Genomic DNA, 12,717 nt, shown 5'->3' with positions numbered 1-12,717 from the left:
CTCTCTGTCATGCTGCGCCGGCATTTTGCGTGCGTTCGGAATGCATTCAATATGGCATTCGGAATGCAATACGCGTGCATGCAAAATGCAAAAGCGGACGCGGGATCAACCGGAGCATACACAGGTTTGCTGGCAATCCGCGGTTTCCGCCGGCGAGGGGCGCGGATCGGCCACGCGAATCGCGTCATCCGGCAGCACGAATCGCGCCATCCTTCGGGCCTTGGCTTTCCGGCGCGCGCCGCGCTTGACGCCGATTCGTGCGTGCCGCTAGGCTCGACACGACATGTCGGCTTTCACGCACCTGGAGATGCGCGCACACGCGCAATCGCATATGAATCAAACCTCATCCGACGACACCGTGCGCCGCCGCGCGCCCGCCGCCGAACGCAATCGCGATGCGGTTCTGTCGGTGCTCGCGCGCGTTCTGCCGCCGAGCGGCGTCGTGCTCGAGATCGCGAGCGGCACCGGACAACATGCCGTGCATTGCGCGGCGGCGTTGCCCGGCATCGTCTGGCAACCGAGCGATCTCGATGCGCAAGCGCGCGATTCCATCGCCGCGTGGCGCGCTCACGCGGGACTCGCGAATCTGAACGCGCCGCTCGCGCTCGATGTGCTGAGCGACGATTGGGGCATCGCGAAAGCGGCGGCGATCGTGTGCATCAACATGATTCACATCGCGCCGTGGGAAGCGGCTGAGGCGCTCTTTCGCGGCGCCGGCGCGCGCCTCGACGCGGGGGGCGTACTGTTCCTGTACGGGCCGTATCGGCGCAATGGCGCGCATACCGCACCGAGCAACGACGCCTTCGATCAGCAATTGCGCGCACGCGATCCGCGCTGGGGCGTGCGCGAGATGGAAGCGGTCGAGGCGCTGGGCGAGAAGGCCGGATTCACGCTCGTGGAGACGGTCGCGATGCCGGCCAACAACTTCAGCGTGGTGTTCGAGAAGCGCGCCTGAGCGAGGTCGCGGTCACGCTTCGCCCGGACGCGCCGCGAACACGACGCGCCAGGGCACGGTCGCCATCAGCGACGCGGCGACGATCATCCCGCCGCCGATCCAGCCCGCCATCGACACATGTTCGCCGAGCCACACGCTCGCGAAAATCGCGCCAAACGCCGGCTCGCTGCCCATCAGGAGCGAGACGCGCGTCGGGCTGCTGCGGCCGATCGCGTAGTTCTGCGCGAAAAACGCGAAGAGGGTGCACGCGCCGACGAGATACAGCACCGATCCCCAGAACATGCCGTGACCGGCGAACGCGGGCAACGGCTGCCATTGCGACGGCGCGAACATCAACGCGATGAGCGCGCTCCCCGATGCGACCACGCCCGCCTGCACCGCCGTCACGGTGAGCGCGGGCAGCGGCGCGCAGCGCAGCACGCGCTTGGTCACGCAGACCGACAGCGCGCGCAGCACGGCGGCGGCGAGGATGAGCCCATCGCCGAGATTGAAGTCGAAGGTGAGTGCGCCATCGCTCGCGAGCAGCCATGCACCCGCGAACGACACACCGACCGCAAGCCACTCCGCCGCGCCCGGACGGCGCTTGAGCAGCGCCCATTCGACGAGCGGCGTCAGCACGACGCACAAGCTGATCAGAAACGCCGCGTTTGCGGCGCGCGTGTGCTGGACGCCGAACGTCTCAGCCAGAAAGATTGCGAGCAGCAGCATGCCGAGGACGAGCACGCCGCGCAGCGTCGCTGCATTCGCGTGCCGCAGATGCCGCAGATTCACGGCGAGCAGGCAGAACGTGATGCCGAAGCGCAGCGCGAGCAGCGCCAGCACGGGATAAAACGCAAGCGCGTGCTTGACGATGCCGTAACTGCTGCCCCAGACCATCGCGACGGCGAAGAGCAGAAGGTCGGACAGAGGAAGCAGACGTCGGACGGGCGATTCGATGTTCATGCGGCGGCTCCGGTGCGAAGGGAGCCGTCATTGTCGAATGATGCGATCGAAGCGATAATCGGGTTCCGAGGCACAGGTTTATTGTCGCGAATGCACAAATGAATTTAGCTGATCTCTTCGATCTGATGCCCGATATGGCCGTGTTCGCGCGCGTCGTCGATGCGGGCAATTTTTCGGTCGCGGCGCGGCAACTGGGCAGCACGCCATCGACGGTCAGCCGCCAGATCAAGCGTCTCGAAGAGGCGCTCGCCACGCGGCTGCTCGAGCGCTCGACGCGCAAGGTCCGTGTCACCGAATCGGGCCTTCAGGTGTATCGGCATTGCCGCGAGATGGCCACGGCCGCAGCGGGTGCCGTCGATGCAGCCGGGCAGGTCTCGGGCAAGCCGCAGGGACGCGTCACGCTGTCGGCGCCGACGGCGTACGCGAAATCCGTCATCCACCCGCTCGTGCCGGCATTTTTGGCGGCCTATCCGGACGTCGATCTGCAACTCGTCTTCACCGATCACGATATCGATCCGCTCGACAGCAACGTCGATCTCGTCATTCGCGCGACGAACCATCCGCCGCAGGGACTCGCCGGGCGTCCGCTCGGACGCGTGCGCTGGCTGCTGTGCGCATCGGCGGCGTATCTGCGCGAGCGGGGTGCGCCGCTTCATCCGCGCGAGCTCGGGCATCACGATTGCATTCATCTCGGCGAAACCGCCGACGATCATCGCTGGCGTTTCAGCCAGAGCAGCGAGACGGTGACGGTCGCGGTGCACGGGCGCTATATCGCCAATCACGCGGGCGCGCGGCTCGAAGCGGCCGAAGGCGGGCTCGGCATCGCGGCGCTGCCGGAATTCGCCGCCCGCGACGCGCTCGCGTCGGGCCGCGTCCAGGCCGTGCTCGCGGACTGGGACATGCAGGCGCGCGCGTATCAGGGGCCGGTGTGGCTGCTTTATCCGCCCAATCGCTTTCTGCCGCCGAAGGTGCGCGTGCTGATCGACCATCTGCACGCGCATCTCGGCGAGCGAACGTGAGCACGATCCCCGGCCATGTGGCGCGCGCCGAAAAGATCGACGCCGTGTAGACTGCGAATGGTCGTTCATTGCGTTGCGCGCGAGCGTGGCGCTTAATCCGATCTCCCTTCACCGGAGGCGTCGTACATGCACGCAGCGTTGCCGCAAGGCGAGCAGGAAGCCGGTTCCATCGATACTTCGGCGAAGCCGCCGCGCGATCTGCGCCGCGTCGACATTCATCCCGATCACTGGTATCCGCTCGCGTGGTCGCGCGAGGTAAAGGCCGGCCGCGCGCATGGCGTGCGTTTCGCGGGCGATCCGATCGTGCTCGTGCGCACCGCGTCCGGCAAGGTGTTCGCGCTGGAAGACCGCTGCGCGCATCGGCAGGTGCCGCTGTCGGCGGGTGTCGTCGACGGTGAATCCATTCGATGCTGCTATCACGGCTGGACCTATGACTGCACCGGCCGATGCACCGACATTCCCTATCTCGGACGTGAGCGCTTACCCAACGGCGTGCGCGCATATCCGTGCCGCGAGTCGGGCGGACTCATCTTCGTGTTTACGGGCGACCCGGCGCTCGCCGAGACGGCGAAGTTTCCGGACCTCAGCGCCGCCACCGATCGCGCCTACAAGACGCGCCGCTTCGGCCGCGAGGTGAAGTGCCACTACTCGTTCATGCACGAGAACCTGATGGACATGAACCATCAGTTCCTGCATCGGCGGCAGATGGGCAGCATGCGCGCGCGTTCGCTCGGCCGGCGGCGCGGCGACGACTGGATCGAAGTCGACTACACGTTTGCGCGCGAGGCGGGCAAGCAGCCGATCGGCGAGGCGCTCGTCTTCGGGCAAAAGCGCGGCACGAAGCCCGACGACGACCAGAAGGACGTCATGACGATCCGCACCGAGTATCCCTATCAGACGCTGAAGATCCGCACCAAGGACGACACCATGGTGATGGACCTGTGGATCGCCTACGTGCCGCTCGACGCCGAGCAGCGCACGAACCGCACCTTCGGTCTCTTGTCGATCCGGCGCCCGAAGATCGCCGGCCTGCTCGATGCCGCGTGGCCGCTGCTCGTGTGGTTCACCGAGCGCATCTTCAAGGAGGATCGCTGGATCGTCGAGCGGGAGCAGGAAGCGCATGACCGGCAGGGCGCGGATCACAATCACGAGGTGTTTCCGGTCATCATCGAACTGCGCGCGTTGCTGACGGAGCACGGCGTGCCGCATGGCGCGGGCCGCAGCACCGGCGACACGCGGCGCGTTCACTTCATCCAGCCGGTGCAGGAACTGCCCGCATCCTGAGACGTGCGCGCGAGCCGATTGCGTGCTGCGCGCCGTGGCGCTATACAGAGAGAACCACACACGAAAGGAGCATCGCCATGAACAGCGACCCGACCAAGCCGCGCGACGACGCATCGGGTATCGGGGAGGCGCATCCCGAAGTCGAGCATTTCGATGCCGCCATTTCGCACGTCGACGAATCCTACGCGACGGGCAAGATGGCGGCCGGCGCGGCGAAGGGCATTCTGTATAGCATCATCGAGACGCTCGGCACGCTCGTCGGCGATCCGGACTTGCCGTCGCATGCGCGTTCGGGCTACGAAGGCCTGCTCGAAACGGCGCGCGAGCTGCGCGCGAAGATCGAGCACTAAACGGTTCGATCGGGCGGCGCAAGCTTGCAACGCGCTCGCCCGATGTCAATCTCGCGTCTGCGCACCGTCGGGTAACTGTCAGATCAATTCCGGCGCCGGGCGATTCATGTCGCTTCCATGACGCAAGCACGCAAGCGGGCGATCTTTCTGATCGCCTGTTCACACTTTTTCTTCATCCCCGATGCAGCCCACAGCGGCCTGAAATCGGCGCGAGCCTTGTGCAGCAAGGCGAAGCGCCTTCGATTCGGCGGCCGTGTCACTCCGCGCGACAGCAGATTCGCCACTTTACTGACAGCTTTCTGTCAGTTTCGCGCCCGGTTGCCCAATATCTGCGAGCCAGAAAATACTGGTTAACCAGACAGTGAAAAAAAACGACACCAAAGTGCGACTTTCTTTCCCATTCGGTCTGTAAGCCATACACTTGCCAGCGATAAAAGTTACGAGTTGAAACATAACGAAGTCGCGACGGCGGCACCGGTTCCAAGACTCGCACGCAAGTCACTTGCCCACCGCTTGAGGAGAAAAAATGAAGGGTTTCACGATGACCAAGGCCGCAATCGTCGCAGCCACGGCGTTCGCCGCCGCGGCACCGGCGTTCGCGCAAAGCAGCGTGACGCTGTACGGTATCGTCGACGATTCGATCGTCTATCAAAGCAGCCAGACCAACCTCGCCAAGACGAATCCGGGCCGCTCGAACGTCAAGATGGCGTCGGGCATCTGGGCCGGCAGCCGTTTTGGTTTGAAGGGCGCTGAAGATCTGGGCGGCGGCAACAAGGCCATCTTCCAGTTGGAATCGGGCTTCGACATCAACAGCGGACAGCAGCAGTTCACCAACGCGATGTTCGGCCGTCAGGCATGGGTCGGTCTCACGAATCCGGCCTACGGTACGCTGACCCTCGGCCGTCAGTACACCTCGTACTACACGCTGCTTTCGCCGTACAGCCCGACGAACTGGCTGACCGGTTACTTCGGCGCGCACCCGGGCGATGTGGACGGTCTGGACACGATCTACCGCGCGAACAACTCGGTCGTCTACACGTCGCCGAAGCTGTACGGCTTCACGGTGAGCGGCTCGTACTCGCTCGCAGGCGTGCCCGACAGCGTGTATCAAGGCTCGACCTGGACGGCTGCGATCCAGTATCAGCAAGGTCCGATCGGCGGTGCGGTGGCGTTCTCGCGCATCAACAACGCGGCTAACGGCGGCGGCGTCTATAGCGGTCAGTCGACCACCATCAACGATACGACGAGCACGACCGGCGGCGGTCAGCCGGGCGTGTCGGCGGTGACGGCGGGCTACCAGCGCGCACAAGCGCAGCAGCGCTTCGCGGTCGCGGGCGGCTATCAGTTCAACAGCGCGTGGGACATCTCGGTCACGTACACGAACGTTCAGTACATTCCGGGCGTGAACTCGCTGTTCACCGACGAAGCCGTGTTCAACACGGCCGGCACGGTGCTGCACTGGAAAGCAACGTCGGCATGGGACTTCGCAGCGGGCTACAGCTACACGTGGGCCAGCAAGGCGAACGGCATCAACGACGCCGCTTCGTATCACCAGTTCAACCTCTCGCAGTACTACTCGCTGTCGAAGCGCACGGGCCTGTACGCACTGGAAGCATTCCAGCGCGCGAACGGCAACACGCTGGCCGTTCCGTCGGGCACGACGGCGAACCGCCAGACCGCAGCGAACGCGACCATCGGCGACGGCTTCCAGAACGCGCCGTCGGCATCGCGCAGCATGTTCGCAGCGGGCGTGGGCATCATCCACCGCTTCTAAGCGCTTCGCGGCACGATGCATTAGGCATTACGCATACTGCATGCAAAAACCGGACGCCCTCGGCGTCCGGTTTTTTTTCGTGTGCCTGCGACGCAGCCTGCGGCGTCAAATGAACATCCCGCCCGACACCTCGACGCGTTGCGCCGTCATCCAGCGGTTGCCGTCCGAGAGTATCGCCACGATTGCGCCGCCGATATCGTCCGGAAGACCCGCGCGTCCGAGCGCCGTGTTGTCCGCGATGAACCGGTTGGTATCGTGATCGTCGCGCACGACGCCGCCGCCGAAGTCCGTCTCGATCGCGCCCGGCGCGATGGTGTTGACCGTGATGCCGTGCGGGCCGAGTTCTTTGGCGAGATAGCGCGTGAAGACCTCGATCCCGCCTTTCATCACGGCATACGCGGCAAAGCCCGGCAGCGCGAAACGCGTGAGCCCGCTCGACACATTGAGAATCGCGCCTTCCTCGTGCAGATAGGGCAGCAGCGTCTGCGTCAGAAAGAAGGGGCCCTTCAGGTGGACGTTGACGAGCTCGTCAAACTGCGCCGGCGTCGTGTCCGCGAAGAGCGCGTGTAGGCCGATGCCCGCGTTGTTCACGAGAAAGTCGAAGTTCTCGCGCTCGAAGGTATCTTCGAGCGTCTTGCAGAGCGCGTCGCCAAAAGCGGCGAAGGTCTCGCAACGGGCGACGTCGAGTTTGAGCATGGCCGCCTTGCCGCCGAATTGCCCGATGTCATCGACGAGCGAGCGTGCCGCGTCCACGTTGCGGTTATAGGTGCCGATCACGCCAGCGCCTGCCTGCGCAAGCTTCAATGCCGCGTTGCGTCCGAGTCCGCGGCTCGCACCGGTGATGACCGCGATCTTGCCGCTCATGGTTCCATTCACGGTGACTGCTCCTTCGTTTGCGTGGGCGATGGTTCAATGTAGGACGGCGCGGCGCGTGCAGGAAAGGCGCGTCGATGCTGCACTGCACAGGCGGCGGGCGCGGCCTTTGCTGCGTCGTTTCGATCGATGCCCTTACGGAGAACCGCACCATGTCCAATCAGGAACGCAAAAGCAGCACGGCGCCGGCGAGCCTCGAACGTCCGTTCAGGCTTTTTGCGGTTGAGGAGCGCGTGCTCGCACAGAACATCGACGGCAAGGTGATCGACATCGGCGCGATGGAATCGAAGAGCGGCCAGTTTCGCGCCTGCATGGATTCGGGCGATATCGTCACGGACTCCAGGCGCAGCGCCGAACTGGCGCTGAAGGCGCTCGCCGGCGAGCTGTCCTTCGACTATCTCGACGGCCTTTTCACGAGCGAACGCGAGGCCGAATTCAGCGGCCGTCTGCAGGATTATCCGAGCGTCGAATTCGAGCTCGACGAACCCCTGCCGCGCGGCATGACCGACCGACGCCCGCCGCATCTCTTCTAGCGATCAGACGCCCGGCGGTTTTGCGGCGAGATCGGACGTGCGCGGCGCACCGCCATCAGCGCGAGTGGTTCGCGCGGGCGATTCCGCGCGTGGCGGAAACATCGCGCCGACGAGCCTGTCGACGAAATAGAAGAACTTGTCCGATGCGTAACCCGCGACAAACGCGATCGCGAGCGGCGACACATCCTTGCCGCCTTCCAGCAGCTTGCTGAAAAGCCCGATCGAAATGCCGACGATGATCGCGCTCGTTACATGGGCGCGATTGGCGACCTTCGAATGTTCGGGATGGAACGTGTTGGCCGCGGAATCGGCGGAGAGCTGCCGCAGAATCGCGGCACATGCGCCGAGCCACGCATAGAGCACCGGCAGCAGAAAGCCCGTCACGGCGCCGACGATCGACAGGATGATGTCGTTGGCATAGAGCGCCATCGCGCGGATGTCCTGATAGACCGCGATCTTCTGAAACCCTTGCGCGACGGCGTCGAGATCGGTCGGCGGAGTGGTGTCACCTGGTTCGGCGTTAGGCTTCGCGAGCATCGGAAGCGTGATCTCGAGCACCTTGCGCGCGACGTCGGGGCTGCACTGCCAGTCGCCGCTCGCGGTCGTGCCGCCGTAGTACTTCGGCGAATGCGAGGTCCGGTATGCGCCCTGAAAATTGAGCACGTTTTCTTCGGCGTCGCAGGGCGCCTTGTAGGGACTGCGTATCGCGCCGAGGCCGAGACTCGTCGTGAACGCGCTGATGCGCGACACATCGGCGAAAAGCTGGCGATTGTTCGTCGCGAAACGCTGCAACTCTTCCTTGATTTGCAACGCGGGCTGCGAGTTTTGCAGCGCGATGACGGCGGCGGGATCTTTTTGCCTGTCGGCGTCGGCGATCGCGACCGCGTGCGCCTGCAACTGATTGTGCAACGTGAGTGCGGCGGTATCGTTCGATTTGACGACGGCGGCGATATCCGTCGACACCTGATTCGCGACGAAGAGCAGACATGAAAGCGACACGACGAGCAGCGTGAGTGCGATCGCCGAACGCGTGTAGATGCGAATCGCGCGGCGTGCGCCCTGACGCGCTTCTTCGCCGGCCGTTTCCGCGACGACCGGCGTCACCGCATGCGCGATGCGGCTCATCGCGGCGTAGAACGCGCTCTCGATTTCCGGATTCCACGTGTGGTCCTGCTGCGCGGCGCGCGCTTTCGACATCGCTTCGATATCGTGCTCGTCGAGCAGCTTGCCGTTCTGCGCGCCATACGAAACCATGTCGCGACAGTGATCGAGATCGTCGACGATGCGCCGCCCGGGATATTGCACCGATGCCGCGATGCGGCTCATCGCGCCATAGAACGCGCTGCCGATCGCACGGCTCCAGATGCCCTGATCGAAGGCCGCTCGCGCGCCGCGAACCGCGTCGACGTCGGCTTTGTCGAGGAGGGTGCCGGTCTCCGCAGCATGCGAGATGAGCGCTTCGCATTTAGCGATATCGGCCTGCGCGCGCGGGCCCGGCTCGCCGTCGCTGAATGCTGCGTCGTTGGCGTCGCCGCCCATGTCGTCCATGTCGTCCAAGGCGGCATGCGTGGTCGCAGTCGAACTCATGCTTGTCTCCTCGTGTCCGGGCAGACATCGATCCGGGTTTATGCAACTACTTGCGCACGGTCACCGGAGCGTTGCCATAGGAACGCGATCTGTTTGCATCGGAAGACGAATTGCAGGCTTCGGTTTTGAACGATAAGTGCGTGCTTTCGTACATAGGCATGTATTTAATTCGTTATGCTAACTGTATTTTTGATCGCGCACTCTCCGGCACGCGCGACTTGTGCCGCGATCGCGAACGCGCGCCGGGCAGCTTTCACGGCGATGTGCGATGCTAGTCGAGCGGCGGCGCTCGAGGCCCGCCGCGCTCAATCGCGGGGTGAATCATGAGAAGAACGCCTTTCGCCACGGTCATCGTCCTTGCGGCAGCAACGCTTGCCGCGCCGGCTTTCGCACGCGACGACGGTCCGCGCTTCGCTCAGGACCGGCTCGATGCGCTCGTCGCGCAACACAAGGAAGCGAGTCGACACATCGCGCAAGTGCCCTCGCGAGAACACAACGCGCAGGCGAAAGCGCAACAGCACGGCGCTTCGTGATCTGACGTTCCTCGCGGCCTGACGAAACACGGGCCGCGACATGCTGGAAAAACCGGCGTGCAACGCGCCGGGTGGGATCGTTCGCGCTCAAAGGTATGAAATTTGCGACCGCGGCCCGGGTGCTCCGCGGTCTTTCGCCGTCGATCCTCCTCATCACCTTCATAAAACGCCCATGACAAGGAAAGCCGTAGCGATAGCAATTCTCTCCGTATCCTTTCTCACAGCGGGCTGCGCGGGCATCGGCCCGGGCCGCCTGAAAGCGGATCAGGTGGATTACGCCCGGGCGCTCGGCGATGCGAAAAAGCGTGAAATTCTTGCAGCGATTGTCGGATTGCGGTTCGCGGATGCGCCATCGTTTCTCACGGTGAGCAGCATCATCGCGGCGTACACGTTCGACACGACGGGCGGCGTCGTGCTCAATGCCGGTTCGGGCGCGCAGCCGAACTACGCGCAGGCGACGGGCAGCGTTTCCTATTCGAATCATCCGACGTTCACCTTCACCCCGACCACCGGAGACGCTTATGCGAGCGCCTACATCCGTCCGCTTTCCCCGTCGCTCGTGATGCCGCTCGCGGAATCCGGCATTCCGATCGATCTGTTGCTGCGCATTACCGCGCAGTCGATCAGCGGCCTGCAGAATGGCAACGCACTGGGCGGACCGAACGCATCGGGATCGCCCGAATTCTTCCTGCTGCTGCAGGCTTTTCGCCGATTGCAACTGGCCGGCGAGTTGAACATCGAAACGCGTAACGCGGATGACGACAAGAACGGCAAGACCGACAAAAATGCAAAGGGCAACAGCGCGGACAAGGGCGGCGTGTTCATCACGCTCGGCGCGACGCGTAGCGGAGAGAGCAAGGCGGTCGTCGACGATCTCACACTCGTGAGGAAGCTTCTGCACCTCTCGCCGAAGATGAAGACCTATGAGATCGTCTACGGGCAGTCGTCGGATCGCAACCGCATTCCCATGGTCACGCGCTCGGTGCTCGGCATCCTGACCGATCTCGGCGCGCAGATCGCCGTGCCGGATGCGCAGGTGGGCAGCGGAGCGACCAAACCCGGCATCGGGCTGATCGGCGGCGAAACGCGGCCGACGATCATCGTCAAGGTCGGCGAGAAGGCGCCGCAGGATGCGTACGTGAGCGTGCTCTACGACAAGGCCAACTACTGGATCGATCGCGGCGACTTCGACTCGAAATACGCCTTCACGGTCGTTCAAAACCTGATGGCGCTCGCGGAAGTCACGGATACGGCGAGGTCGCCGGTCGTTACCATTCCGGCGAACTGAGGGACAAGTCGAAGTGCAGATCGTGCGCAATATGCGGGATGCAAAATGCGATCGTGCATAAAGCATTTCGCATGCAAAACGCAAAAACACAAAAAGGCGACATCGTTTGGATGTCGCCTTTTTTGCGTGTAGCCGATGTGAATCAGCTGATCATGCTTTTCGCTTACTGACCGAAGTAGGCGCCGAGCGCACGCGGTTGAGCGGCGATCGTGCGGCCCGATTGCGACGAGCCATTGGTGGTCGAACCGTAGTCGCTCGATTGCACCGATGCTTGCGCGAGTTGTTCCGTATTCACGCGTGCCTGTGCGGCCTGAATGTTCGACGGATAGGACGGGTCGCTGATATTCGGGTTATAGCCAGCCTTTTCGAGTTGAACCAATTCGGCGCGCACTTGTGCACGACTGATCGGAGCGTCCGATTGCTGTGCAAACGAGAGAGCGGGAACGGCGAGAGCAGCGGCGACGGCGACTGCGGAAATGAACGTCTTCATGATGACTACCTCCGATTCGGATTTCTGTTCGTGCTGCCGGTTTCGTTTTAAGCAGCTTGTGAACGGAGTTTAAAGACGAGACTTCCGAAGATCATTCGCGTTTCCGTTGAATGATCTTTGTCGATATTGGAATAATTGTGTCCGTGCATCTTTGCATTGTGTGAAAGTGACGAGTCATGGCCAGGATGACAAGCCGACTCTGAACTTCCGTGCCCGACTGCACGTTGGTTCTCGGCAGTTGAACAGGGCATTCTTTACCAATTTCGTAAAGATGCTTCCTTGTACCGGCGAATGATCATTGACGGCAGTATCCCTACACTTCGGTCGTCCTTCCGGCATGTCTCGATTTGCGAAGCGCGCCGGGTCCATCGAATGACAGGGAGAGTCGAGCATGAAATCGTGGGTCAACGTGGTTGTCGCAATTGCAGTCGTCTCCACGCCGCTTGCTTCGTTCGCTCAATCGAGCGCGAGCCGCGGAGAGGTCCGGGGCGCACTTGCCCAGCTCGAGATGGCCGGTTATAGGCCCATCGCAGAAGACGCGTCCTACCCGGCGAAGCTGCAGTCAGCCGAAGCGCGTGTTGCCGATCTGCGCATCGCTCAGGCGCAAGCAGAAGGCTATGGTTCATCGACGGGTGCAGCGGGGCAATCGGGTGGTGCGAGCAAGCGCGTCGATTCCCAAGGTGTGTTCTTCGGTCAGTGAAAACATTGGATGTGATTGTCGGCCTGCTCCGAATCGCCGCATGACGTAATGCGGGTCGGTCTCATGCATCCAGAATACAAAATGCGCTTCCGAGCGTAGCTTACGCAAACGTGAAGCACCTCCGCCGCCGGATTACCGGTGGTTTTGCCCAGTCCGCTGCGCGGCTGGGCTTTTTTGCGTCGATCATCGTTTCGCAGCGCGGTGGCGATATGGGGTTAACGCGATGCTATTTGTGTCGCGAAAGTTGCATGTAAAATTAATCAACCGGACGGTCGGTTAATAGTTATACTCGCTCCATCGTATCTCAAAAAGACGAGCGGAGCCCCGCATGTACACCCAATCCCTGGACATCCCGAGCCCGACCCAACCCGGCGACGTATCGGCCAATC

At 63.0% G+C, this 12,717-nt stretch carries 14 protein-coding genes; 10 read left to right on the top strand and 4 right to left on the bottom strand.

The features are described from left to right. Window positions 1-331 precede the first annotated feature (331 nt). Window positions 332-955, top strand: a complete 624-nt coding sequence (locus AWB76_RS12330) for a DUF938 domain-containing protein (RefSeq protein WP_061160643.1) — start codon at window positions 332-334, stop codon at window positions 953-955. A 12-nt stretch (window positions 956-967) separates the two neighbouring features. Here the strand turns inward: AWB76_RS12330 and AWB76_RS12325 are convergent, their stop codons facing one another. Then, window positions 968-1,897 carry a DMT family transporter gene (locus AWB76_RS12325; RefSeq protein WP_061160416.1) on the bottom strand — a complete coding sequence of 310 codons (930 nt, stop codon included), beginning with the start codon at window positions 1,895-1,897 and terminating at the stop codon, window positions 968-970. Between the two features lie 98 nt (window positions 1,898-1,995). Here AWB76_RS12325 and AWB76_RS12320 point away from each other — a divergent pair, with 98 nt between their 5' ends. The 5 genes from AWB76_RS12320 to AWB76_RS12305 all read left to right on the top strand — a co-directional run bounded on the left by AWB76_RS12320 (window position 1,996) and on the right by AWB76_RS12305 (window position 6,324). Next, the gene (locus AWB76_RS12320; protein WP_061160415.1) at window positions 1,996-2,916 is read left to right on the top strand and encodes a LysR family transcriptional regulator; all 921 of its coding nucleotides are present in this window, start codon (window positions 1,996-1,998) and stop codon (window positions 2,914-2,916) included. Between the two features lie 126 nt (window positions 2,917-3,042). After that, entirely contained in the window at window positions 3,043-4,200 is a 1,158-nt protein-coding gene (locus tag AWB76_RS12315; protein ID WP_061160414.1) for a Rieske 2Fe-2S domain-containing protein, read from the top strand. A 77-nt stretch (window positions 4,201-4,277) separates the two neighbouring features. After that, a complete protein-coding gene (locus tag AWB76_RS12310) occupies window positions 4,278-4,550 on the top strand; it encodes a hypothetical protein (protein ID WP_061160413.1) in 273 nt (90 codons plus the stop codon). A 117-nt stretch (window positions 4,551-4,667) separates the two neighbouring features. Next, window positions 4,668-4,904: a hypothetical protein gene (locus AWB76_RS41590; protein WP_167357750.1), complete on the top strand. Its 237-nt coding sequence runs from the start codon at window positions 4,668-4,670 to the stop codon at window positions 4,902-4,904. 172 nt (window positions 4,905-5,076) lie between these two features. Further along, window positions 5,077-6,324, top strand: coding sequence for a porin (locus AWB76_RS12305; RefSeq protein ID WP_061160412.1), 1,248 nt, complete (start codon window positions 5,077-5,079; stop codon window positions 6,322-6,324). Between the two features lie 105 nt (window positions 6,325-6,429). Here the strand turns inward: AWB76_RS12305 and AWB76_RS12300 are convergent, their stop codons facing one another. Beyond that, a complete protein-coding gene (locus tag AWB76_RS12300) occupies window positions 6,430-7,188 on the bottom strand; it encodes an SDR family NAD(P)-dependent oxidoreductase (protein WP_061160411.1) in 759 nt (252 codons plus the stop codon). Window positions 7,189-7,349: 161 nt separating this feature from the next. Here AWB76_RS12300 and AWB76_RS12295 point away from each other — a divergent pair, with 161 nt between their 5' ends. Beyond that, on the top strand, window positions 7,350-7,730 hold the full coding sequence (locus tag AWB76_RS12295) for a hypothetical protein (protein ID WP_061160410.1): 381 nt from the start codon (window positions 7,350-7,352) through the stop codon (window positions 7,728-7,730). A 3-nt stretch (window positions 7,731-7,733) separates the two neighbouring features. Here the strand turns inward: AWB76_RS12295 and AWB76_RS12290 are convergent, their stop codons facing one another. Continuing rightward, on the bottom strand, window positions 7,734-9,317 hold the full coding sequence (locus tag AWB76_RS12290) for a hypothetical protein (RefSeq protein WP_244173335.1): 1,584 nt from the start codon (window positions 9,315-9,317) through the stop codon (window positions 7,734-7,736). A 323-nt stretch (window positions 9,318-9,640) separates the two neighbouring features. On the opposite strand from AWB76_RS12290, the gene AWB76_RS12285 reads away from it, so the two are divergent. Both AWB76_RS12285 and AWB76_RS12280 read left to right on the top strand, forming a co-directional pair. Then, entirely contained in the window at window positions 9,641-9,850 is a 210-nt protein-coding gene (locus tag AWB76_RS12285) for a hypothetical protein (RefSeq protein WP_061160408.1), read from the top strand. Window positions 9,851-10,022: 172 nt separating this feature from the next. Then, window positions 10,023-11,138 (top strand): hypothetical protein, encoded by a 1,116-nt coding sequence (locus tag AWB76_RS12280; protein ID WP_061160407.1) that lies wholly within the window; start codon window positions 10,023-10,025, stop codon window positions 11,136-11,138. 163 nt (window positions 11,139-11,301) lie between these two features. Here AWB76_RS12280 and AWB76_RS12275 read toward each other — a convergent pair whose 3' ends face one another. After that, the gene (locus AWB76_RS12275) at window positions 11,302-11,628 is read right to left on the bottom strand and encodes a DUF4148 domain-containing protein (RefSeq protein ID WP_061160406.1); all 327 of its coding nucleotides are present in this window, start codon (window positions 11,626-11,628) and stop codon (window positions 11,302-11,304) included. A gap of 391 nt (window positions 11,629-12,019) precedes the next feature. Between AWB76_RS12275 and AWB76_RS12270 the strand changes: the two genes are divergently transcribed. Next, window positions 12,020-12,328 carry a DUF4148 domain-containing protein gene (locus AWB76_RS12270; protein ID WP_061160405.1) on the top strand — a complete coding sequence of 103 codons (309 nt, stop codon included), beginning with the start codon at window positions 12,020-12,022 and terminating at the stop codon, window positions 12,326-12,328. Window positions 12,329-12,717 lie beyond the last annotated feature (389 nt).

The sequence above is a fragment of the Caballeronia temeraria genome (assembly GCF_001544795.2).
Taxonomy (GTDB): domain Bacteria; phylum Pseudomonadota; class Gammaproteobacteria; order Burkholderiales; family Burkholderiaceae; genus Caballeronia; species Caballeronia temeraria.
Note: the sequence above shows the minus strand (reverse complement) of the source record. Positions and strands in the feature narration are given on the sequence as shown.

What these genes read in the sequence shown, in the direction of transcription:
- AWB76_RS12330 (WP_061160643.1), top strand. Translation starts at nt 332, where the DNA reads ATGAATCAAACCTCATCCGACGACACCGTGCGCCGCCGCGCGCCCGCC.
- AWB76_RS12325 (WP_061160416.1), bottom strand. Translation starts at nt 1,897, where the DNA reads ATGAACATCGAATCGCCCGTCCGACGTCTGCTTCCTCTGTCCGACCTT.
- AWB76_RS12320 (WP_061160415.1), top strand. Translation starts at nt 1,996, where the DNA reads ATGAATTTAGCTGATCTCTTCGATCTGATGCCCGATATGGCCGTGTTC.
- AWB76_RS12315 (WP_061160414.1), top strand. Translation starts at nt 3,043, where the DNA reads ATGCACGCAGCGTTGCCGCAAGGCGAGCAGGAAGCCGGTTCCATCGAT.
- AWB76_RS12310 (WP_061160413.1), top strand. Translation starts at nt 4,278, where the DNA reads ATGAACAGCGACCCGACCAAGCCGCGCGACGACGCATCGGGTATCGGG.
- AWB76_RS41590 (WP_167357750.1), top strand. Translation starts at nt 4,668, where the DNA reads ATGACGCAAGCACGCAAGCGGGCGATCTTTCTGATCGCCTGTTCACAC.
- AWB76_RS12305 (WP_061160412.1), top strand. Translation starts at nt 5,077, where the DNA reads ATGAAGGGTTTCACGATGACCAAGGCCGCAATCGTCGCAGCCACGGCG.
- AWB76_RS12300 (WP_061160411.1), bottom strand. Translation starts at nt 7,188, where the DNA reads ATGAGCGGCAAGATCGCGGTCATCACCGGTGCGAGCCGCGGACTCGGA.
- AWB76_RS12295 (WP_061160410.1), top strand. Translation starts at nt 7,350, where the DNA reads ATGTCCAATCAGGAACGCAAAAGCAGCACGGCGCCGGCGAGCCTCGAA.
- AWB76_RS12290 (WP_244173335.1), bottom strand. Translation starts at nt 9,317, where the DNA reads ATGAGTTCGACTGCGACCACGCATGCCGCCTTGGACGACATGGACGAC.
- AWB76_RS12285 (WP_061160408.1), top strand. Translation starts at nt 9,641, where the DNA reads ATGAGAAGAACGCCTTTCGCCACGGTCATCGTCCTTGCGGCAGCAACG.
- AWB76_RS12280 (WP_061160407.1), top strand. Translation starts at nt 10,023, where the DNA reads ATGACAAGGAAAGCCGTAGCGATAGCAATTCTCTCCGTATCCTTTCTC.
- AWB76_RS12275 (WP_061160406.1), bottom strand. Translation starts at nt 11,628, where the DNA reads ATGAAGACGTTCATTTCCGCAGTCGCCGTCGCCGCTGCTCTCGCCGTT.
- AWB76_RS12270 (WP_061160405.1), top strand. Translation starts at nt 12,020, where the DNA reads ATGAAATCGTGGGTCAACGTGGTTGTCGCAATTGCAGTCGTCTCCACG.